21 protein-coding genes and 1 pseudogene are annotated in these 21,684 nt (G+C 67.4%); 12 read left to right on the plus strand and 10 right to left on the minus strand.

What is annotated here, in order from left to right; translation table 11 throughout:
* Window positions 1-4: 4 nt before the first annotated feature.
* Window positions 5-799: a type I methionyl aminopeptidase gene (gene map / locus RMCN_RS04680; RefSeq protein WP_067387632.1), complete on the plus strand. Its 795-nt coding sequence runs from the start codon at window positions 5-7 to the stop codon at window positions 797-799.
* Between the two features lie 15 nt (window positions 800-814).
* On the opposite strand, the gene RMCN_RS04685 is transcribed toward map, so the two are convergent.
* Entirely contained in the window at window positions 815-2,305 is a 1,491-nt protein-coding gene (locus RMCN_RS04685) for a catalase (RefSeq protein ID WP_110765753.1), read from the minus strand.
* A 12-nt stretch (window positions 2,306-2,317) separates the two neighbouring features.
* The gene (locus tag RMCN_RS04690) at window positions 2,318-2,749 is read right to left on the minus strand and encodes a Fur family transcriptional regulator (protein ID WP_067387633.1); all 432 of its coding nucleotides are present in this window, start codon (window positions 2,747-2,749) and stop codon (window positions 2,318-2,320) included.
* Between the two features lie 156 nt (window positions 2,750-2,905).
* On the opposite strand from RMCN_RS04690, the gene RMCN_RS04695 reads away from it, so the two are divergent.
* The 8 genes from RMCN_RS04695 (at window position 2,906) to RMCN_RS04730 (ending at window position 9,694) form a co-directional block, all read left to right on the plus strand.
* Window positions 2,906-3,367, plus strand: a complete 462-nt coding sequence (locus tag RMCN_RS04695; RefSeq protein ID WP_067387634.1) for a MarR family winged helix-turn-helix transcriptional regulator — start codon at window positions 2,906-2,908, stop codon at window positions 3,365-3,367.
* 62 nt (window positions 3,368-3,429) lie between these two features.
* Window positions 3,430-3,945, plus strand: coding sequence for a sigma-70 family RNA polymerase sigma factor (locus RMCN_RS04700; protein WP_064415538.1), 516 nt, complete (start codon window positions 3,430-3,432; stop codon window positions 3,943-3,945).
* Entirely contained in the window at window positions 3,942-4,667 is a 726-nt protein-coding gene (locus RMCN_RS04705; RefSeq protein ID WP_064415539.1) for an anti-sigma factor family protein, read from the plus strand. The genes RMCN_RS04700 and RMCN_RS04705 overlap by 4 nt, the downstream gene beginning before the upstream one ends.
* A 70-nt stretch (window positions 4,668-4,737) precedes the next feature.
* Window positions 4,738-6,444: a thiamine pyrophosphate-binding protein gene (locus RMCN_RS04710; RefSeq protein WP_067387635.1), complete on the plus strand. Its 1,707-nt coding sequence runs from the start codon at window positions 4,738-4,740 to the stop codon at window positions 6,442-6,444.
* Window positions 6,425-7,090 carry a DUF8713 domain-containing protein gene (locus RMCN_RS04715; RefSeq protein WP_064415541.1) on the plus strand — a complete coding sequence of 222 codons (666 nt, stop codon included), beginning with the start codon at window positions 6,425-6,427 and terminating at the stop codon, window positions 7,088-7,090. The genes RMCN_RS04710 and RMCN_RS04715 overlap by 20 nt, the downstream gene beginning before the upstream one ends.
* A gap of 7 nt (window positions 7,091-7,097) precedes the next feature.
* Entirely contained in the window at window positions 7,098-8,108 is a 1,011-nt protein-coding gene (locus RMCN_RS04720) for a 3-oxoacyl-ACP synthase III family protein (protein ID WP_067387636.1), read from the plus strand.
* Window positions 8,108-9,142, plus strand: coding sequence for a pyridoxal phosphate-dependent aminotransferase (locus tag RMCN_RS04725; RefSeq protein WP_067387647.1), 1,035 nt, complete (start codon window positions 8,108-8,110; stop codon window positions 9,140-9,142). The genes RMCN_RS04720 and RMCN_RS04725 overlap by 1 nt, the downstream gene beginning before the upstream one ends.
* Before the next feature lie 39 nt (window positions 9,143-9,181).
* The gene (locus RMCN_RS04730; RefSeq protein WP_064415543.1) at window positions 9,182-9,694 is read left to right on the plus strand and encodes a MarR family winged helix-turn-helix transcriptional regulator; all 513 of its coding nucleotides are present in this window, start codon (window positions 9,182-9,184) and stop codon (window positions 9,692-9,694) included.
* Between the two features lie 18 nt (window positions 9,695-9,712).
* Here RMCN_RS04730 and RMCN_RS04735 read toward each other — a convergent pair whose 3' ends face one another.
* Window positions 9,713-10,669: an NmrA/HSCARG family protein gene (locus tag RMCN_RS04735; RefSeq protein ID WP_234787571.1), complete on the minus strand. Its 957-nt coding sequence runs from the start codon at window positions 10,667-10,669 to the stop codon at window positions 9,713-9,715.
* A gap of 88 nt (window positions 10,670-10,757) precedes the next feature.
* Here RMCN_RS04735 and RMCN_RS04740 point away from each other — a divergent pair, with 88 nt between their 5' ends.
* Complete coding sequence (locus RMCN_RS04740) at window positions 10,758-11,234, plus strand: MarR family winged helix-turn-helix transcriptional regulator (RefSeq protein ID WP_064415545.1); 477 nt, start codon at window positions 10,758-10,760, stop codon at window positions 11,232-11,234.
* 6 nt (window positions 11,235-11,240) lie between these two features.
* Here RMCN_RS04740 and RMCN_RS04745 read toward each other — a convergent pair whose 3' ends face one another.
* Together RMCN_RS04745 and RMCN_RS04750 are read right to left on the minus strand one after the other, a co-directional pair.
* Complete coding sequence (locus RMCN_RS04745) at window positions 11,241-12,479, minus strand: GAF domain-containing sensor histidine kinase (protein ID WP_064415546.1); 1,239 nt, start codon at window positions 12,477-12,479, stop codon at window positions 11,241-11,243.
* Window positions 12,476-13,138 carry a response regulator gene (locus RMCN_RS04750; RefSeq protein WP_067387638.1) on the minus strand — a complete coding sequence of 221 codons (663 nt, stop codon included), beginning with the start codon at window positions 13,136-13,138 and terminating at the stop codon, window positions 12,476-12,478. Before RMCN_RS04750 ends, RMCN_RS04745 begins: the two co-directional genes overlap by 4 nt.
* 125 nt (window positions 13,139-13,263) lie before the next feature.
* Here RMCN_RS04750 and RMCN_RS04755 point away from each other — a divergent pair, with 125 nt between their 5' ends.
* Both RMCN_RS04755 and RMCN_RS04760 read left to right on the plus strand, forming a co-directional pair.
* Complete coding sequence (locus RMCN_RS04755; protein WP_067387639.1) at window positions 13,264-14,076, plus strand: HAD family hydrolase; 813 nt, start codon at window positions 13,264-13,266, stop codon at window positions 14,074-14,076.
* Window positions 14,077-14,120: 44 nt separating this feature from the next.
* Window positions 14,121-14,816: a nitroreductase family protein gene (locus RMCN_RS04760; protein WP_067387640.1), complete on the plus strand. Its 696-nt coding sequence runs from the start codon at window positions 14,121-14,123 to the stop codon at window positions 14,814-14,816.
* A gap of 7 nt (window positions 14,817-14,823) precedes the next feature.
* Here RMCN_RS04760 and mmsB read toward each other — a convergent pair whose 3' ends face one another.
* The 5 genes and pseudogenes from mmsB to RMCN_RS31360 form a co-directional block, all read right to left on the minus strand.
* The gene (gene mmsB, locus RMCN_RS04765) at window positions 14,824-15,699 is read right to left on the minus strand and encodes a 3-hydroxyisobutyrate dehydrogenase (protein WP_067387641.1); all 876 of its coding nucleotides are present in this window, start codon (window positions 15,697-15,699) and stop codon (window positions 14,824-14,826) included.
* Window positions 15,700-15,711: 12 nt separating this feature from the next.
* On the minus strand, window positions 15,712-16,878 hold the full coding sequence (locus RMCN_RS04770) for an isobutyryl-CoA dehydrogenase (RefSeq protein WP_067387642.1): 1,167 nt from the start codon (window positions 16,876-16,878) through the stop codon (window positions 15,712-15,714).
* Window positions 16,879-16,898: 20 nt separating this feature from the next.
* Window positions 16,899-18,419, minus strand: a complete 1,521-nt coding sequence (locus tag RMCN_RS04775) for a CoA-acylating methylmalonate-semialdehyde dehydrogenase (protein ID WP_067387648.1) — start codon at window positions 18,417-18,419, stop codon at window positions 16,899-16,901.
* Between the two features lie 89 nt (window positions 18,420-18,508).
* Window positions 18,509-20,143, minus strand: a complete 1,635-nt coding sequence (locus RMCN_RS31355; protein ID WP_067387649.1) for an AMP-binding protein — start codon at window positions 20,141-20,143, stop codon at window positions 18,509-18,511.
* Window positions 20,141-21,673 (minus strand): annotated as a pseudogene (locus tag RMCN_RS31360) (long-chain-fatty-acid--CoA ligase); the annotation flags it as partial. The pseudogene RMCN_RS31360 and the gene RMCN_RS31355, both read right to left, overlap by 3 nt.
* Between the last annotated feature and the right edge of the window lie 11 nt (window positions 21,674-21,684).

The following is a 21,684-nucleotide window of genomic DNA, read 5'->3' on the forward strand; positions in this document are numbered from 1 at the left end:
GGATATGGGCCTGATGGGCCTGCGTGGACGCAAGGTCGTCCCGCAGCGCACCCCCGGTGAACTCGACGCGATGGCCGTCGCGGGAGCCCTGGTGGCGTCTGCCCTCGCCGCGGTCCGTCAGGCCGCCGCGCCCGGAGTGTCCACAGCGGCGCTCGACGAGGTCGCCGAATCGGTGATTCGCGACGGCGGAGGCATGCCGTCCTTCCTCGGCTATCACGGCTACCCGGCGAGCATCTGCGCTTCGGTCAATGACCGTGTCGTGCACGGCATTCCGTCTGCAGAAGAGATCCTGGCGCCCGGGGACCTGGTGTCCATCGACTGCGGGGCGATCGTCGACGGCTGGCACGGCGACTCGGCGATCACGTTCGGTGTCGGGACACTGATCCCCGTCGACGAGGCGTTGTCGCAGGCCACCAAGGAGGCCATGGAGGCCGGCGCTTCGGCGATGGTGCCCGGTAACCGGCTCACCGATGTCTCTCACGCCATCGAGACCGCGACGCGCGCCGCCGAGAAGCGGTACGGCCGCAAGTTCGGCATCGTCGACGGCTACGGCGGTCACGGCATCGGGCGGCAGATGCACATGGACCCGTTCCTGCCCAACGAGGGCGCTCCCGGCCGCGGACCCCATCTGGCGGTCGGCTCGGTGTTGGCCATCGAGCCGATGCTGACGTTGGGCACCACCAAGACGGTGGTTCTCGAAGACGAGTGGACCGTCGTCACCGCCGACGGCTCACGGGCGGCCCACTGGGAGCACACCGTGGCCGTCACCGAGGACGGGCCACGCATCCTCACTCAGTAAGCCGCCCGCCGAGTATCAGCCCTCACCCATGCCCTGGACCGGCTGGCTCACGGCCTCGGCCCGCACGGCCTTCTCGATGCGGGCCCCGAGGTCGTCGTCGACCTTGCGCCAGTAGTCCAGCGACCGGTCGAGCACCTCGCCGGTGACTCCTTCGAGGCTGCCCGCGATGGTTTCGACCGCCGCGGTGCGTTGCGCGTCGTTCCACACCTTGCGCACCATCGTGCCGGCCTGGCCGAAGTCGTCGTCCTCGGCGTGCAATGAGTACGCCGAGCGGACCAGTTCGGCGTCTGCCTCCCAGCCGTCCTCGGCCGGACCGGTGGTGTCCGACCACGGCCGGCCGCCGCTGTTGGGCGCGTACACCGGTGCGGCGCCCGAATGGTGGTAGGCCATCTGGCCGTCGAACATGTAGGAGTTCATCGGAACGCCGGCGCGCGGTTGGTTCACCGGCAGCTGGTGGAAGTTGGTGCCGATGCGGTTGCGCTGTGCGTCGCTGTAGGCGAACGCGCGACCGAGCAGCATCTTGTCCGGCGACAGCCCGATACCCGGCACGGTGTTGCCCGGGGAGAACGCCGCCTGTTCGATCTGGGCGAAGAAGTTCTCCGGGTTGCGGTTGAGCGTATAGGTGCCGACCGGGATGAGCGGGTAGTCCGCGTGCGGCCACACCTTGGTCAGGTCGAACGGGTTGAACCGGTAGTCGGCCGCCTCGGCGTAGGGCATCACCTGCACCGAGAGCCGCCAGCTCGGGTGCTCGCCGCGGTTGATCGCATCGAAGAGGTCCCGGCGGTGAAAGTCGCTGTCCTCACCGGCCAGGGCGGCGGCCTCGGCGTTGGTGAGGAACTCCAGACCCTGGTCAGTGTGGAAGTGGTACTTCACCCAGAACTTCTCGCCGGCGGCGTTGACCCACATGTAGGTGTGCGAGCCGTAGCCGTTCATGTGGCGCCAGGTCCGCGGCAGGCCGCGCTCACCCATCAGGTAGGTCACCTGGTGGGCGGACTCGGGGTTCAAACTCCAGAAATCCCACTGCATCTGCGACGACCGCAGACCGGAGTCCGGCAGCCGCTTCTGGCTACGGATGAAGTGGGGGAACTTCATCGGGTCGCGCACGAAGAAGATCGGTGTGTTGTTGCCGACCAGGTCGTAGTTGCCTTCGGTCGTGTAGAACTTCAGCGAGTAGCCGCGCACGTCGCGCCACGTGTCCGGGCTGCCCTGCTCGCCGGCCACGGTCGAAAACCGGATCAGCAGATCGGTTTTCGCGCCCTTCTGGAACAGCGCGGCCTTCGTGAACTGCGAGACGTCCTCGGTGGCCGTGAAAACGCCGAAGGCGCCCGACCCCTTGGCGTGCGGGCTGCGTTCGGGCACCCGTTCACGGTTGAAATGGGCCATCTGCTCCAGGAAATGCACGTCGTGCAGGACGAGTGGTCCGTTGGAGCCGACGCTGAGCGTGTTGCGGTCACTGGGGGCCGGTGCGCCGGTGCCGGTCGTGGAGCCGAATTTCGAAGCGGTCATGGGAATCTCCATTCAGGTGGGTTGTGTGCTGCCTCTGCAGTCGGGGCACAGGCCCCAGAAAGTCACTTCGGCCTCGTCGATCACGTAGCCGGTGGCGCCGTCGGCATGTAGGCACGGGGCTCGCCCGGTGGCGCAGTCGATGTCGTCGATGGCGCCGCAGGATCGACAGACCACGTGGTGATGGTTGTCGCCGGTCTGCAGTTCGAAGCGGGCGCGTGAGCCGGCCGGCTCGACGCGGCGTAACAGGCCCGCGCCGGTGAGGGCGTAGAGCACGTCGTAAACCGCTTGTGTCGACAGGGATCCGATGCGCCGGCGTGCTCCGGCGGCGATCTCTTCGACGTCGGCGTGCGGACGCTTCTGTACCTCGGCGAGCACCGCGAGACGGGGCTTGGTGACACGCAGCCCCGCGGCCCGCAGCTCCTCGTGCCAGCGAGTCACGGACATGCCGCCCTCCGAATACTTGAACCAGTCAAAATTCCAGTGTGCCCCAAACACTTGCATTATGCAAGGCTTGCAAAACGCAATACCTGGTGCTCGGCTGCGCTGAGTGGGACCGGCTGCGTGCGATACTTTCGGCATGCACGCGCGCGGAATACCGATGTGACCAAGACGCCGAAAGAAGAGCTGACGGCGTTCGAGGCCGCGGCCCGGGACCTGGTGGGTCTGGCGCTGCGCAGTGTCGACGAGGTCGACGTCTCGCTGCCGCAGTTCCGGTTGCTGGCCGTGTTGCAGCAGCAGGGCCGGTCGACGTCGACGGAATGCGCCAAGGCGCTCGGCGTGGTCGGGTCCACGGTGACGCGGTTGGCCGACCGGCTACATGCGTCGGGTCACCTGGTGCGCGGTTCGGACCCGTCCAACCGCAGCGTCGTCACCCTGGAACTGACCGCCCAGGGGCGCCGACTGGTACGACAGGTCACCGCTCGCCGTCGCCGCGAACTCGCCCGGGTGCTGGACCACATCGACCCGGCCGAGCGTGCGGCGTGCGCGGCGGTGCTGCGCACCCTGCATGAGCGGTTCGCCGACAGCCAAGCCGGCGCCCGGCGCAACTCCGTCCCGCTGTGAGGGCGCAGCGCCGATACTGAACCGGATGACCGCCAACCTCGTGTCTACAGCGGAGGTTGATATTGGACGATCCGGAAGCGACCGTCATGCGGGTGCTCTATGCGGAGCATGCCGCAGCAATCTGGCGCTATGCGGTCCGGCTGACCGGCGATACGGCCCGGGCGGAGGATGTGGTGCAAGAGACGCTATTGCGGGCGTGGCGACACCCCGAGGTGACGGCCGACGCCTCGAGGTCAGCGCGGGCATGGCTGTTCACCGTCGCCCGCAACCTCATCATCGACGAGACGCGCAGTGCACGCTTTCGCAGCGAATCCGGCACCGCCGACATGGAGACGACCGCGGACCGGGCCGGGCCCGACGAGGTGGAGGCTGCGTTGAACCGAATGATGCTCAGCGAAGCCATCGGTGAGCTCTCCGAGGAGCACCGCGCGGTCATCCGTCGCGCGTACTACCAGGGCTGGACCACGGCGCAGATCGCCGCCGATCTCCACATCGCCGAAGGCACCGTGAAGTCACGGCTGCACTACGGGGTACGTGCGCTCAAGCTCAGGTTGGAGGAGATGGGGGTGACGCGGTGACGGCATTCGAACCAGTCCTCGGCCACGTGGACGACCACCGGTACGCGACGTGGGACGCCGCCTACGTCCTTGGTTCGCTACCGGAACAGGAGCGTCGCGAGTACGAGGCACATCTTGCAACGTGTGGGCGCTGCACGGCCGCTGTCGCCGAACTGCGCGACATTCCCGTGCTGCTGAGCGGGGTGGAAGCCGCCGAGTTCGAGGGCCTCGCGCCGGCGCAGGCCGACCCTCCGCCGGAGCTGCTGGGCGGGCTGTTGGACACGGTGCGTGCACGACGCAGGCGGTCGCGGTGGATGGCCTCGGCCGCGATCGGTCTGGCCGCCGCGCTGTTGGCGATCGGCATCGTGGTCGCGGTCCGACCGGAGACGTTCGGGTTGCAGACCGGCGCACCGCCTCAGGCGACGGGACAGCAACTGGAGATGACGAAGGTTTCCGAGACGCCGATCAACGCGACCATCTCGATGACGGGATACGGCTGGGGCACCCGAATCGACATGGCGTGCACCTACGGCGACTGGGGCCGACGCGATGCGCCGCCGCAGAACCTGGGGATGGTCGTCGTGGGTCATGACGGCAGCCGCAACCAGGTGGCGACGTGGCTGGGGGTGTCGGGCGCCACCGCACTGCCGAGCGCCACCACGCCGATGCAGATGAACGAAATCGCTGCCGTGCAACTGGTTTCACCCGACTCCGGCGAAGTGCTCCTCGAGCGTTCGCTGTGAATGTGCTGAGTCGATGAACCTCACACGCCCGCGCACCGTGTCACTCGTGAATTCCGAAAGCAGGTGAGCAATGGGCCATCGGGTCGTCGACCACATCGTCGAGTACCTCGCTGCGATCGGCGTGCGCTTCGTCTTCGGTGTCGACGGCGCCAACATCGAAGACCTCTACGACGCGGCGTACTTCCGCTCCGACATCGACGCCGTGCTCGCCAAACACGAGTTCTCCGCGGCCACCATGGCCGACGGATACAGCCGCAGCGGCTGCGGCATCGGCGTGGTGGCGGCGACATCGGGCGGCGGCGCGCTGAACACCGTTCCCGCGCTGGGGGAGGCCCTCGCCAGCCGGGTGCCGGTGCTGGCGCTGATCGGGCAGTCGCCGAGCGCGCTCGACGGGCGGGGTGCGTTCCAGGACACCAGCGGCCGCAACGGGGCACTGGACGCGCACGCACTGTTCTCGGCGGTGTCGGTGCACTGCCGGCGGGTACTGACGCCCGCGGACATCGTGACCGCACTTCCCGCCGCGATCGAGGCCGCGCGGGCCCGGCGGGGGCCGTCGGTGCTGTTGCTGCCCAAGGACATCCAACAAGCTGAGCTGCCCGCCAACGGCGGTGTGGTGGTCGGCGAGCGCACCGTTGTGCAACCGCCTACCCCGCACGCGATCGTGCGCGCGCTACGGCGGGTCGCGGGTCCCGTGACGATCATCGCGGGAGAACAGGTTGCCCGCGACGATGCACGCGTCGAACTCGAGGCACTGCGGGCGCTGCTGCGCGCCCGGGTGGCCACCGTGCCCGACGCGAAGGACGTGGCAGGCACACCGGGGATGGGATCGTCGTCAGCGCTGGGCGTGACGGGAGTCATGGGTCATCCGACCATCGCCTCGGCCCTCGCGGACAGTGGCATGTGCCTGCTGGTGGGCACCAGGATGACGGTCACGGCGCGGGCCGGCCTCCAGGATTCCCTGGCTGCGGTCCCCGTGTTCTCGATCGGTTCCGCCCCACCGTATCTCGCGTGCACACACGCGCACACCGACGATCTGCGGGCCTCGCTGCGAGTGCTCACCGATGCGCTGTCGGGTGCGGGCCGGCCTGCCCACCTGCGGGTTCCCGACGCGGTGACGCGTGACGAGTTACAGCCGCCGCCCCATCACGGGCCCGGAGTCCGGTATCGCGACGCGATGGCCGCGCTCGACGCGGCGCTGCCCGACGGAGTGGACATCGTGGTCGACGCGGGCAACATCGGGGCGGCGGCGATTCATCACCTGCCGGTGCGGCGCGACGGCCGATTCATCGTCGCCCTCGGCATGGGAGGCATGGGTTACAGCTTCGGTGCCGGAATCGGAATGGCCTTCGGCCGGGGCAGACGGACATTGGTGATAGCAGGCGATGGCAGTTTCCTCATGCACGGCATGGAGATTCACACCGCGCGAGAGTACGGGCTGCCGGTGACTTTCCTCCTGTTTGACAACCACGCGCATGCGATGTGCCTGACTCGCGAGCAGATGTTCTACGGCGATCGCTACAGCTACAACCGGTTCGGGCCCAGCCGGCTGGGCGCCGGGCTGGCCGCGATGTTCCCGGGACTGCCCACGACCGACATCGAGGACATCGGGAAGCTGCCCGCCGCGCTCACCGCCGCGCTCGAGACCGACGGCCCCGCCGTCATCGGTGTCGAATGTTCCGCCGACGAGATCCCCCCGTTCGCGGCGTTCCTCGACCGCACCACCATCAAACCGCCTGCCGTAGAGGAGATCCGGACCCATGTCGCTACCCGCCCTTGACGACATCACCGCCCACCGCGGCACTGTCGAGCCGCTGGACGGCCTCATTCGCATCGAGACATCACCTCGTGAGAAGGCCACACCGGTCATCATGGAGATGATGCGGTCGGTCTATCCGCACGACTACGTCTACGGCGAGTACTGCACCGTCAACGACTACATCGACTGTCCGCCAGACGAATTGTTCGAATACCTGTCGGACACGCGCTGCCTGGAGGAGTGGACGTACAGCTTGCGCGGTTTCACCCCCACCGAGGAACCAGGACTGTGGGTGGCCTATGACCGGCTGGGTTCGCAGACGCAGATCTTCACGCGCACGGTCGCCAACAAGGCGGCCATGACAGTGGATTACCACTGTGCGTGGGATCAGGGCAGGCACTTGTGGATGATCTACCTGATGCGGGTCGTCGATGCGCAGGTCGTGTTCGACAAGCCCGGTTCGGTGGTGCTGTGGACCAACTGTCATCACCCGTTCTACGACCGCAATCCGTATCCGGAGTCGGCCCCGCCCGAGCGACCGGTATGGGTCGGCGATTTCTGGGACATGTTCGGTCCCGGCCATCTGCTCGAGTTGCGCAATCTCAAGGCGATCGCCGAGTACCGGCACCGCAACGGCCTTGCCGTGACGCCCGATTGGATGAGGTGAGTTCGGTATGACCGTCAGCCTTCTCGACGTCTCGACATACCTGCCGGGTGAGCCGATCGGCGCCGAATACTATGCGCAGTTCGCCGAATCCGACGATCTGCGGGACAACATGATGTTTCGCGCGCCCAGATTCCGTCACCACGTCGCGCCCGACGAGACGGCCGTCGACATGGTCGAGCGCGCGGCCGCCGGCCTGATCGAGCGTCACGGCCAGGACGCCGTCGCCGGTGCCGATGTACTGATCACCCACACCCAGATGCCCGACGTGCCGTTCTACGGTGGCGGCGGCGCCATGGCGCACCGACTCGGCATGAAACCGACCTGGGTGCTCGATCTGCACAACGGCGGCTGTGCGGCGTTCGTATTGGGTCTGCAGGTGGCGCGGCAACTGCTGTCGTCGGGCGCGGGCCGCACGGCGCTGGTCGCCGTCGCGCAGAACGCCGCCGGACAGGTCTTCGACCAACCGGGGGTGCGGCGCAAGGCGCAGGCTTCGGTGCCGGGCGACGGAGCCGCCGTCGGATTGGTGGCGGTGTCCGAGCAATCACCCATCCTCGACGTGGAGTGTCGTACCTATGGTGAATTCGCCGGTGATATGACGATCGCTTCGGACCCGCCGCGCAAGTGGTGGCAGCCAGGTCCGGGGGAGGGCTACATCGGCTTCACCGAGAGCAAGATCACCAAGGTGCTGGCGCGGGGCAATCGGCAGGTTCCCGAGGTGTCCTACGCGGTGTGCGACCGCATCGGGATCAAACCCCCCGATCTGGACCTGCTGGTCACCAACCAGCCGAACCGGGTCTTCCTGCGCAACTGGCGCGAAGCGCTCGAACTCCCGCCCGAGCGTCACGTCGACACCTTCGACGCGTGTGGCAACCTGTTCGCCGCGGGTATTCCGGTCAACCTGGATCGTGCGATCGAGCGGGGCAGGCTCGAACCGGGTGGCGTTGTGTTGATGGCGGCGTTCGCCCATGCCGGTGATTTCGCCGGGGCGGCCGCGGTGCGGTGGGGCGGTCGCGGCTGATGACCGAACCGAGGCGCAGCGGAACCGAGGCGGTCGGTGCGTTACCCACCGCGCTGAACCCGATGGCGCTGTCGCTCAACGAGAATCCCTTTCCGCCGCTGCCGTCCGTGCGTTCGGCGCTGAGCGCCTCGATCGAGGTGGCCAACCGGTATCCGGAGTATCTTCCCGAGCGGCTGCGCTCGCTGATCGCCGCACACACGGGTCTGGGTGACGAGCAGGTCGTGGTGGGGGCCGGTGCAACCGGTGTGATCATGCAGGTGCTGCATGCGATGACAGATCCCGGCGACCGAATCGTCATGGCCTCGCCCACGTTCGATGGATATCCGATCTTCGCGCAGATGGCGCGGCTGGAATCCGTTCCGGTTCCATTGGACGCGCACGGTCACCATGATCTCGATGCGATGGCGTCGGCCGCGGCGGATGCGAGGGTCGTGGTGGTGTGCCGTCCGCACAACCCGACCGGCACCATCGAGCATGCGGCCGACCTCGAGCGGTTCATTCGCCACCTGTCGCCGGAGACCGTGGTCCTGCTCGACGAGGCCTACGCGGAGTTTCTGGCGCCGGAGTGCCGGATCGATGCCATCGGATTGGTGGCGCGATATCCCAATGTGGTGGTGTTGCGGACGTTTTCGAAGGCCTACGGGTTGGCCGGGCTCCGCATCGGATACGGCTTCTGCGCGCCCCGGCTGGCTCGCCGACTGTGGAGCATGCAACTGCCGTTCGGCGTCGCGATCACCGCGCTCGTCGCGGTGGCGGCATCGTTCGATGCGGAAGCCGAACTGCATCAACGCATCCGGATGATCACCAGCGAGCGTCTGTACCTGGGCATGCGGTTGCGGTCGATGGGTGTCTACAGCACCGAGAGCCACGCCAACTTCGTCTACGTGCCCGACTGCGGGACGGGCTGGGGGCAGTTCTTCTCGGCGAGCGGGGTCCGTGTCCGCCACTACGCCGACGGCGGCGTGCGCATCACCGTGGGAGACCGCAGATCCACCAGCGCCGTGGTGGCGGCGGTGGCCCAGGCCATGAGCTGAAATCTGCTGACCGCGTCGGCCGATGCGGTATGAAGAGGCGTGGCCTCCCAACCGCCGCGGCAGGACGACCGCGACCCGATCGCGCTCGCGCGGGCCAACTGGGAGCGCTGCGGGTGGGGCGAGGTAGCCGACGGCATGGTCGCGGTGACGTCGGTGATGCGGGCCCACCAGATCCTGCTGGCCCGCGTCGAAAGCGCCCTTCGGCCCTACGACCTGAGCTTCTCGCGGTTCGAGTTGCTCAGGCTGCTGGCGTTCAGCCGCGACGGGGCGCTGCCGATCACCAAGGCCTCCGACCGGCTGCAGGTGCACGTCACCAGCGTCACGCACGCGATCCGGCGGCTGGAGGGCGATGGTCTGGTCGAGCGGATTCCCCATCCGACCGACGGGCGTACCACGCTGGTGCGGATCACCGACCTCGGCCGCTCGACCGTCGAGGACGCCACGGTCACGCTGAACAACGAGGTCTTCGCCGACATCGGGATGTCGGCCGCCGAGTCACGGGCGCTGGCGGACTCGATCCAGACGCTGCGGCGCAACTCCGGAGACTTCTAGGTCCGGTCGGGGCGTGGATCATGCCGCTTTCTGCCGCGCCACCCATTCGCGGAATGACTGCAGATCGGGATTGAGCGTCCGCACGAACTCCAGATCGCGCACCGCGATGAACCGTTCGCAGTCTTCGGCGTAGTACTGGAACATGTTGGCTATCTCGACGGCGCCGGGGAAGCCCAGCGCGCGCAACTCGTCCCAGGCCTGCGGCCGATAGAGCACCGGTTCTCCGTGCAGGGTCGAGAGTTCCGCGGCGAACTGGTCGCCGGTCAAGTGGTCGCCGGCGATGCTCACCGTCTTGCCGATGAATTCGGTACCACGCTTGAAGATGCCCAGCGCGGTGCGGCCGATGTCCTCCACGGCGATCGCTGCCATCGGCCGGTCCGCCATCGGCAGGGTCAGCACGAGTTCGCCGCTGTCGACGCGCACCGGTTGCAGGTCGGCGAGAAACCCCTCGTAGAATCCGGCGGTGCGCAGAAACGTCGTCGGCACAGCGGAATCGGTGAAGAAGCCGTCCGCTTCTGCCTTGGCGTCGAAGTGCGGCACCTTGTACCGTCCCTCGACGGTCGGCACCCGGTCGTCGTCACCGAAGTGGTCCCGGGTGTCCTCGAGCGTCGACCAGACGACGTGTGCCACACCCGCCGACTTGGCCGCGCGCGCTGCCGTTTGGGCCTGGTGTAGTTCGGATTCGGCCCGGCTGCGTGCGGCCTCCTCCTGCGCCGTTCGGTCCGCCCAGTAATTCGTGACGACGAACGCCGCTGAGGCGCCGTCGAACGCGCGCTCCAGGCTGGCGGAGTCGTAGAGGTCGGCCTCGACCACTTCCGCGCCGGCGTCGGCCAGGCGCCTGGCCTGCGCCGACTGCGGGTTGCGCGTTATCGCGCGCACCCGGAACTGCCGGTCCGGATCGGTGAGGATGGCTCGTGCGAGCCCGCCGCCCTGCTTACCGGTGGCCCCCACAACGGCGATCACTTGCTGCGACATGGTCATCTCCTTTTGGGTTGATACGTCAACCCAACCCACGGTAGCGCGTCGGGTTGATATGTCAACCCAATGCGCTAGGATCGGTGACATGGCTGGAAAAGGGCGGCTGTCGCGGGAAGAACTGGACGCGTGGCGCGCGTTCGTGGCGATGCGGCACGGGCTGGAACGTCACCTGGTAGCCCACCTGCAGCGGGAATTCGGGCTGTCGGACTCCGATTTCGAGATCCTGGTCAACCTGTCGGAGGCACCGAAGGGCCGGATGCGCGCCTATGAACTGGGCAGGGCCACCCACTGGGAGAAGACCCGGTTGTCGCACCACCTGCGGCGGATGGAGAAGCGCGGAATGATCCGCCGCGAAGACTCAGGGGCCCGCTATCCGGACATCGTGCTGACCGAGACCGGGCGTGACGCGATCAAGGCGTCGGCACCCGCCAATGCCGCGCGGGTGCGGGAGTTGTTCATCGACGTGCTCGGCCCGAAACGCCTGGCGGCGCTTCGCGAAGTGTCCGAAGACGTGATCGCCGCGATCGAGGAACATCTGGCGACGGATTGCACCCTGAAGTGATCGGCACTAGTCCGGTACCGACGGCAACGGGATGGTCGCCGTCACCGCGGTCCCCGCTCCCGGGCGCGACCGGATGTTGAGTCGGCCGCCGACGATCTCGGCGCGCTCGGCCATCGACAGCAGGCCGTAGCCGCCCATGTCGTCACCGCCCAACGGATGCTCGAAGGTGTCGAAACCGACTCCGTCGTCGATGATTTCGAGTCGCGCAACGTCGCCGCTGTCGCCGGGGTCGACGGCGAACATCAGCCGGGCCGAGGTGGCCTTGGCGTGTTTGACGACGTTCTGCAGGCACTCCTGGGCGATGCGGTACAGCGCGAGCTCGATGTGGTCGGGCAGGCGGCGCTCGACCAGATCCACCTCGATGCCGATCTGCGGTATCGACCTGGCGAGGCTGGCCAATCCGCCGGCCAGCCCGAGGTCGTCGAGGACCGGCGGGCGCAGCCCGCTGATCGCCGCGCGGGCCTCCTGCAGTGTCAGGTCGACCAACTCGCGTGCCTTGCCGAGCTGTTCGGCGACGATCGCGGGGTCGTCGGATCGGGTCGCGGCGTCCAGTCGGTAGGACAACGTCACCAGCCGCTGCGAGATACCGTCGTGGATATCGCCTGCCAGCCTTCGCCGTTCGAGTTCCTGGGCCTCGATCACCTGCTCGACGAAGTTCTCGTGCGCCCGCTCGCGCGCCACCAGCTGCCGGTGCAGCCGGGCCTGGTGCATGGCCCCTGCGATCAGCCGCCCGATCACCACCAGCAGCTCGACGTCGCGCTCGGTGAACTCGCGGCGCTCGACGGTGTGCACGTTGAGCACGCCGACCAGGCCTCCGGGATCGGTCTCCATCGGCACCGACACCATCGATGTGAAATCGCTGCCCCGCAGCGACTGGAACGGCATGTAGCGCGGATCGGATTCCTTGTCCTGGGTGATCACCACCGGCTCGCGGTGGCTGGCGACCCAGCCCGAGATGCCTTGTCCCAGAGGAAGTCTGATCTTACCGATCGCGGCGTCGAAGGGTGGTGTGGCGCCCGCCAGCGTCAGCGACCGGTCGCTGTCGTCGAGGACGTGGACAAAGCACACGTCGCTGGCGGTGGCCGCGGTGATCATCCGCGCGGCCGCGGCGGCCAGGGGTTCGACACCCGGGCCCTTGGACGCGGCCTGGATCAGTTCGCGCAGCAGTGCCAGTTCGCGGTCGGCGGCCAGCGCGTACTGGCTCAGCTCCCGTACCGCGTCCGACGGACCCGATTCCGTGGTCACTTGAAGATTCCCTCACGCAGGGCCGTCGCGACGGCGCCGGTGCGGTCGCTGACACCGAGCTTGCGGTAGATCGAGCTGAGGTGGGTTTTGACCGTCTCGTCGCCGATCACCAGCTTGGCCGCGATCGCCCGATTCGACAGCCCGTTGACGACGAGCGAGAGGATCTCACTCTCGCGCTGGGTCAACCCCTGGCGCGCACCCGGCCAGAACTCGTCGCGCTGAAGCCGCGCCGCGGTGTCGACGGCCCTGGCCGCCATGCCGGGGTCGATCGCGGTCTCGCCACGATGGACGAACTCCAGCTGGCGCACCAGTTCGTCGCTGCTGATGCTCTTGAGCAGATATCCGGAAGCCCCGACGCGTAGGGCCTGGAACAGGTACTGCTCGTCGTCGTAGACCGACAGCATCACGATCTTGCGGGAGGCGTTGCGCTGGCGCAGTTCGGCGCACAGGTCCAGGCCGCTCGCGCCCTGCATCCGCACATCACACAGCACGATGTCGGGATCGAGATCGTCGATGACCGCGACCGCGCGCTCGGCGCCGACGGCCTGCCCGACGACCTGGACCCGGTCGGCGAACGCCGCCAGCATGGCCTTGAGGCCCTCGATGACCATCTCGTGGTCGTCGACCAGCACAAGACGCACCGGTGGGCTGCTCGGCATGCACCCACCTTAGAGGTGCCATTTCCCAGGTAACGCATGTCGGCGCGGCCCGGCGGGCCGAGTCGGCACCGACGATCCCCCGATTGGGGGAGGCCCGAGGCTGTGATGAGGGCCACCCTCTACATATGCCGAAAACGCAGGAGACGACGTGGCGCGCGGGCCGGTTCTGGTGGGAGGGTGCCCCTGCGGGTCCCGGGCCGGGTTCCGGCTGTGCAGTACGAGGTCTGGTGTTCGACCTCGACGCACTGACCGACATCGAATGTGATGGTCACCGGGTCGCCTACAACGCGGCCTTCACCACGCACGGCCTGGATTTCCAGTGGTCGGTACCGCGGTATCGGCAGTTGCTCGCGCTCACCGACGAGCGCCAGAGGGTCGCCGCCGAGCTTCGCAAGCGGTGCGTGGCCACCGAGGCCGACGTGCTCACCAAACTGCTGGCAGACGAGATCTACACCACCAAGACCATGCTGTTCGACGAGTTGATCCTCGAGCGCGACCTGTCTCCGCGCGCCGGGCTGGTGGACTTCGTGATGGATGCCGTCGGTGCCGGCGTGCAGGTGGCCGTCGTGGTGAACGGTCAACGCGGCTGGGCCGAGCCGCTGGTGCGCCAACTCGTCGGCGAGGGCCTCGTCGAGGTCGTGGTCGCCGCCGAGGACATCGTCAAGCCGATGCCCGATCCGGAGGCACACCGGCACGCGCTGTGGGAACTCGGCCTGTCGGCCGACGACGCGTTCGCCGTCACCGGATCGGCCTCGGGGCTGCGCGCGGCCAACTCCGCCGGGATGCCGACGCTGGTGATCACGGGGGAGGGCACCCCCGACATCCCGGCCGCGGTGGCCGTGCGCCCCGACTACGGCGGCGCTGACCCGCTGCGCCTCGCCGATTGCCAGCGCCTGCACGCCGGCTGGTCGCGTAGCCGTAAGCCGACGGCCGCGTAGTAGCGGCTGGCCCGGCCCGCGCCGGCCGGCGGTAGTTTCGACCCATGGCCGAGATTCCCAGCACCGAAGACGCGTTCGCCCGGCTCGACATGCCGCTGATCGACGCGATGATGACCCAGCGTACCGTGCGCCGCGTCCTTCCCGACCCGGTCGACGATGCCGTCGTCCTGAAATGCATCGAGCTGGCGCTGCGGGCCCCCACCGGGTCGAACGGGCAGAACTGGGAGTTCATCGTGGTGAAGGACCAGGCCGTCAAGGATCAGCTCGGCAAGCGTTATCGCCAAGCCTGGTCGCTGTACGGCGGGATCGGCCGGCGTCTCACCGCCGGCGACGAATCGATGCAGAAGATTCTGCGCGCCGTGCAGTGGCAGGTCGACCATTTCAGTGAGATTCCGGTGCTCGTCGTGCCCTGCCTGCGCGGCGGTGCGCGGTTGCCGTACCTGCCCTCGCCCTTCGTGGGCGAGTCGTCGTTCTTCGGGTCGATCTATCCCAGCGTGCAGAACCTGCTGCTCGCTGCCCGGGCGATGGGGCTGGGTGCGTCGCTGATCACCCTGCCGCTGTGGAGCGTGACATCGGCCCGGCGGACCCTGGGCCTGCCGTTGACCGTGACACCGGTCTGCGTCGTGCCCCTGGGCTGGCCGCGTGGGCGCTACGGGCCGACGACGCGTAAGCCGGTCGGACAGGTGGCTCACCTCGACAAGTACGGCGAGCGCGCCTGGCTCGACGCCGACGCTGGGTGACGTCGGGTCAGTTGCCCCGCAGCAGTTCGATCACCGCGCTGAAGTCCTTGTCGGCATGGTCGGCGGCGAACGTCCGGTAGATCTCGGCGGCGTGGCTGCCCAGTGGCGCGTTCGAACCCGTCGACTCGACCGCGGTCATGGCCAGGCCGAGGTCCTTGTTCATCAACGCTGTCGCGAAACCGGGTTTGAAGTCGTTGTTGGCCGGTGACGTCGGAACCGGGCCCGGGACAGGGCAATTGGTGTGCACAGCCCAGCAGTTGCCGGTGGCCCCGGTGATCACGTCGAATAGCGACTGTGCCGACAGGCCCAGCTTCTCGGCGAGGACGAATGCCTCGCCGATCGCGATCTGCTGCACCGCGAGCACCATGTTGTTGCACAGCTTTGCGGCCTGGCCGGTACCGGAGGCGCCGCAGTGAATGATCTTGCCTGCCAGCGGTTCGAGCACAGGCCGGGCGCGTTCCACCGCGGCGTCCTCACCGCCGACCATGAACGCCAGCGTGCCCGCGGTGGCGCCCTTCACCCCGCCCGACACCGGGGCGTCGAGTTGCGCGAATCCGCGCTCGAGGGCCTGTTGGTGGATGGTGCGCGCGTCGTCGACGGAGATGGTCGAGGTGTCGATGAACAGCGCGTTGCCCTTGGCCGCGGGAAGCACTTCGGCGTAGCAGGCTTTGACGATGTCGCCGTTGGGCAGCGAGGTGATCACGACCTCGGCGTCGCCGACCGCCTCGGCGCCGCTGTCGAATACCGACACACCCCGCTCGGCGGCGGCCGATTTCAGCGCGGGCTGGGGGTCGAAGCCGTGAACGGTCTGGCCGGCGGCGACCAGGTTCGCCGCCATCGGACCACCCATGTTGCCCAGGCCCAAGAACGCGATCGTCGTCATTGATGACCTCTCCTAAGCGGACGCCCGCACCTTGGCGGCCTGCGACCGCCCGATGACCACGCGCATGATTTCGTTGGTGCCCTCCAGGATCCGGTGTACCCGTAGGTCCCGGACGATCTTCTCCAACCCGTACTCGTTGAGGTAGCCGTAGCCCCCGTGCAACTGCAGTGCCTGGTCGGCGACCGCATAGCAGGCATCGGTGACGTAGAGCTTGGCCATCGCGCACAGCTCCACCTTGTCCGGGTGGTTGTCGTCCAGCGCAGTCGCGGCTCGCCACAACAGGTTTCGCGATGTCTCCAGCGCAGTAGCCATCTCGGCCAGGGTGAACCGGATGGTGGGCTCGTCGAGGAGTGGGCCGCCGAACGCTTCGCGGTCTCGCACATAGGCGATGGCCTTGTCGTATGCGGCCTGTGCACCGCCGAGCGAGCACGCGGCGATGTTGATCCGCCCGCCGTTGAGCCCGTTCATCGCGATCCCGAAGCCGGCGCCCTCGCCGTCGGCGCCGCCCAACATCGCATCGGCGGGCACACGGACCCCTTCGAAGATCACCTGGGCGGTGGGCTGGGCGTGCCAGCCCATCTTCTCCTCGTCGGCGCCGAAAGTGAGGCCGGGCGTGTCCTTTTCAACGAGGAACGTCGAGATGCCGCGCGGGCCTTCGCCACCGGTGCGCGCCATCACCACGTACACGTCGGACGACCCGGCGCCGGAGATGAACTGTTTGACCCCGTCGAGGACGTAGTGGTCGCCGTCCCGAACGGCCCTGGTGCGCAACGCGCTCGCGTCGGACCCCGCGCCGGGTTCGGTCAGGCAGTAGCTGGCGATCAGCTCCATCGACGCCAGCCGCGGCACCCAGCTCTTGCGTTGTTCAGGGGTGCCGTAGGTGTCGACCATCCACGTGCACATGTTGTGGATGGACAGGAACGCCGCCACCGTGGGATCGGCCGTCGCGAGTTGCTCGAAGATCCGCACGCCGTCGAGCCTGCGCAGCCCACTGCCACCGACGTCCTCGTTGCAATAGACCGCGGCCATTCCGAGCTCGGCGGCCGCACGTAGCACGTCGGTGGGAAAGTGGTGCGTCTTGTCCCACTCCAGCGCGAACGGCGCGAGCCGCTTCTCGGCGAACGCGGCCGCCGTCTCGGCGATCACGCGCTCGTCGTCGTCGAGCCCGAAGTAGTCCATGCTGCCGGTGTTCTCGTGCGCTACTTCATGGTCGGCAGGACGAACTCCGCGCCGTCCTTGATGCCCGACGGCCACCGCTGCGTGACGGTCTTGGTCTTGGTGTAGAACAGGATCGAATGCGGACCGTGCTGGTTGAGGTCCCCGAAACCGGACCGCTTCCAGCCGCCGAAGGTGTGGTAGGCCACCGGAACCGGGATCGGCACGTTGACGCCGACCATGCCGACCTGCACGCGTGACACGAAGTCGCGGGCCGCGTCGCCGTCGCGGGTGAAGATCGCGACGCCGTTGCCGTATTCGTGCTCGGAGGGCAGCGCCAGCGCCTCTTCGTAGTCCTTCGCGCGCACGATGCACAGCACCGGCCCGAAGATCTCATCGGTGTAGATCGACATGTCGGTGGTGACGTGGTCGAACAGGGTGGGGCCGATGAACCAGCCGTTCTCCAGGCTGTCGTCACCGAATTGCATTTCGTCGCTGGCGCGTTCGCGGCCGTCGACGACGATCTCGGCGCCCGCCTCGACGCCGGCGTCGATGTAGCCGCGTACCCGCTGAAGCGCCGCCTCGGTCACCAGCGGCCCGTAATCGGCCTTCGGGTCCAGGCTGTGGCCCACCCGCAGATTGTTGATTCGCTCGACGAGCCTGGCACGCAAGCGATCTGCGGTCTCATCCCCGACAGGTACCGCGACGCTGATCGCCATGCAGCGCTCGCCCGCACTGCCGTAGCCGGCGCCGATCAGCGCGTCGACGGCCTGGTCGAGGTCGGCATCGGGCATCACGATCATGTGGTTCTTCGCGCCGCCGAAGCACTGCGCGCGCTTGCCGTTTGCGGTCGCGCCCGAATAGATGTACTGCGCGATGTCCGAGCTGCCGACGAAGCCGACCGCCTGGATCGCCGGGTGTTCGAGGATCGCGTCGACGGCTTCCTTGTCGCCCTGCACGACCTGGAAGACGCCGGGGGGCAGACCGGCCTCGAGGAACAACTCCGCCAGCCGGACCGGCACCGAGGGATCGCGTTCGGAGGGCTTGAGGATGAATGCGTTGCCGCACGCCAGCGCGGGGCCGGCCTTCCACAGCGGGATCATCGCCGGGAAGTTGAACGGCGTGATGCCCGCGACCACGCCGAGCGGCTGGCGCAGCGAGTAGACGTCGATGCCCGTGCCCGCGCCCTCGGTGTGCTCGCCCTTGAGCAGGTGGGGGATACCGACCGAGAACTCGATCACCTCGAGGCCGCGCTGGATGTCGCCAAGAGAGTCGGCGTGGGTCTTGCCGTGCTCGAGGGAAAGCAGGGTGGCCAACTCGTCGGCGTTCTCGTTGACAAGAGCGATGAACTTCATCAGCACGCGGGCGCGGCGCTGCGGATTCCACGCCGCCCACGCCTTCTGGGCCTCGGCCGCACCGGCGACCGCCGCGTCGACGTCGGCGGCCGATGCCATCGCGACCTGCGCCTGCACCTCCCCCGTGCTGGGATTGAAGACGTCGGCGGTGCGGTTCGACTGTCCGTTCGTGCGCTTGCCGTCGATGAAATGCGGAACCTGGGTGGTCATGAACGTGCCCCTCACTACTGGATAGTTGGATATCCTAGTAATGCGGTGGCGGGCAACGCAAGGGACTCCGGCATGTGCGCGAGACGGTGCTAGAGCCCCAGTAACCGGATGCTCTCGGCCCGCATATCCACCTTGCGCACCTTTCCCGTCACCGTCATCGGAAACTCATCGACGATGTGGACGTAACGGGGAATCTTGTAGTGCGCGAGCCTGTCCGTCGCATACGCGCGCACCGCCGCGGCGTCCAGCGGAGCACAGCCCGAACGCATCCTGATCCAGGCGCAGATCTCCTCGCCGTACTTGTCGTCGGGCACGCCGACCACCTGGGCATCCTCGATATCCGGGTGGGAATGCAAGAACTCCTCGATCTCCCGGGGATAGACGTTCTCGCCTCCACGGATCACCATGTCCTTCATGCGCCCGACGATCTGGCAGTACCCGTCGTCGCGCATCACGGCGAGATCGCCGGTGTGCATCCAGCCGTCCGCGTCGACGGCCTCGCGGGTCTTGACCACGTCGTCCCAGTAGCCGGTCATCACCGAGTAGCCGCGGGTGCAGAACTCCCCGGGTACGCCGCGCTCGACCATCTCGCCGGTGTCGGTGTCGACGATCTTGATCTCGACGTGCGGATGGACTCGTCCAACGGTGGCGGTGCGCCGGTCGAGGTCGTCGTCGATCCGGGTCTGACACGACACAGGCGACGTCTCGGTCATGCCGTAGGCGATCGCCACCTCCGACATGTTCAGCTCGTTGATGCAGCGCTTCATGAGTTCCATCGGGCAGGTCGACCCCGCCATGATTCCGGTTCGTAGAGACGACAGATCTCGGTCGGCCACGTCAGGGTGGGCCAGCATCGCGACGAACATGGTCGGAACGCCGTACACACCGGTGCACCGTTCGGCCTCGATCGCCGCCAACGTCGCCGCGGGGTCGAAGCCGGGAGACGGGATCACCATGGTGGCACCGTGGGTGGTGCATCCCAGATTGCCCATCACCATGCCGAAGCAGTGATAGAACGGCACCGGTATACACAGCCGGTCGCTTTCTCTCAGATTTATCAGCTCGGTGACGAAGTATCCGTTGTTCAAGATGCTGCGGTGCGACAGCACAGCCCCCTTCGGGGATCCCGTTGTGCCCGAGGTGTATTGGATATTGATCGGATCGCTCTCAGCTAGGGCGCCCATCCGCGATCGGAGCTCGTCGTGCGACACTTCGTCCGCGCGCTGCTGGAGTCGCTGCCAGTCGTCGGTATCGAGGAACACCACGTCGGTCAGGTCGGGGGCCTCGGGCCGCACCTCTGTGACCATCGTTCGGTAATCAGAGGTCTTGAACTCGGTCGCCGACACCAGCATCCGCATGCTCGAATGTCGCAAGACGTACTCCAACTCGTGCGTGCGGTACGCGGGGTTGACGGTGACCAGGATCGCACCGACCTTCGCCGTGGCGTACTGCAGAATCGTCCATTCGGCACAGTTCGGTGCCCAGATACCGACCCGGTCGCCCCGCTCGATGCCACTGGCGATCAAACTTCGTGCAACGACGTCGATCTCGGAATTCAACTCGCCATAGGTCCAACGACGGCCAGAGCGAATGTCGACGAGGGCATCGACGTCGGAATGGGCCGCGGCTGTTCGCTCGAAGTTGTGTCCGATGGTCTCCTCGAGCAGCGGGACGTCGGTGGGCCCGGCCGCATAGGACAGTGGCGTGCCGTATGTGTCGCGCAACTTGTTCTTCAAGACCTTGCCTCCGGCGTTGCGGGGTAGTTCCTCGACGATCGTGATGCGCCGGGGTCGCTTGTACGCGGCCAGGTGCGCACGGCAGTGCGATTCCACGTCGGCCATGGTCGGCGGATCCGAGACGTCGCGCGGAACGATCACGGCCAGCGGTGTCTCGCCCCACTCCGGGTCGGGGGCTCCGATCACCGCTACCTCGGCGACCTTCGGGTGAGCCGCCAAGGCGTTCTCGACCTCGGCGCTGTAGATGTTCTCTCCGCCCGAGATGATCATGTCCTTTTTCCGGTCGACGACGAAAATGTAGCCGTCTTCGTCTTCCCGGACGAGGTCTCCCGAGTGGAACCACCCTCCGCGGAAGGCGTCCGCGGTCTCCTCCGGCTTGTTCCAGTATTCCTTCATCACCAGCGGGCCCAGATAAACGATCTCGCCGACGGTGCCGGGTGCGACGTCGTTCATGTCCTCGTCGACGATGCGCACCTCGACATTGAGCATCGGCGTGCCCACCGAGCCGATCTTGCGGATCGAGTCCTTCCCCCGCAGCAGACATGTGATGGGGCTGCACTCGGTCTGCCCGAACGCCGCGATGACCTCGGCCTGGGGGAATGCCTCGATCATCGTCTGTAACAACGTCGTCGAGGCCGGTGCCGCACCCCACCACACACGGCGAAGACCGGACAGGTCCCGCGCGGCGAGATCGTCCATCGCGCAAACGCTCTGCCACTGTGTCGGCGTCATGAAGCACGACGACACCCGCTCGTCGGCCATCGTGCGGATCGTGGTCTCGGCATCGAAGCCGCCCGACGGCGTGATCACGACCTTGCCGCCGGTCAGGAACGCCGGCAGCATTCCCGAGATGCCCGCGGTGTGGAAAAGCGGGGCCACTGCCATCCAGCAGTCGTCGTCATACCGGTGACCGAGAGTGGCGATCGAGCTGAACGCGTGCAGGTACAGGTTGCGGTGGGTGAGCACCGCGCCCTTCGGGAAACCCGTGGTACCCGAGGTGTAGACGAGGAATGCGGGATCCTCGTCGGCGACCGAGACCGCGATGTCTTGTGCCGGAGCGGCGGCGATGGCTTCCTCGCAGTCCGGCCCGATCGTCAGCACGGTGCGTACCGACGGTGCCGCGGCGCGGGCCCGTTCGGCCACGCCGCTCAGGGCCCGGTCCACCATCAGTGCCGCAGCACCGCTGTCGGAGAGCACGTAGCCGACCTCATCGGCGACGAGCCGGAAGTTCACCGGCACCACGATCGCGCCGACACGCAGTGCAGCGAACCAGGTTTCGACGATCTCCAGGCTGTTCAGCCCCAGCACGGCGACCCGATCGCCGGGGCCGATTCCCCGTGCGGACAGCGCATCGGCCCACCGAGTCACCCGACCGTCCAGCTCACCGAAGGTGCATCGGCGCCGGGAGTCGACGAACGCGACGTGGCTGGGACGCACCCGAGCGTGCCGGGTGAGAACGTCGCTGAGGGTGATTCCCGTGGACGGCGAGGGAACTGCCACGGTTGGCGTGCTGATCATCGTCGGCTCCT

It is taken from the genome of Mycolicibacterium novocastrense (genome assembly GCF_001570485.1).
Taxonomy (GTDB): domain Bacteria; phylum Actinomycetota; class Actinomycetes; order Mycobacteriales; family Mycobacteriaceae; genus Mycobacterium; species Mycobacterium novocastrense.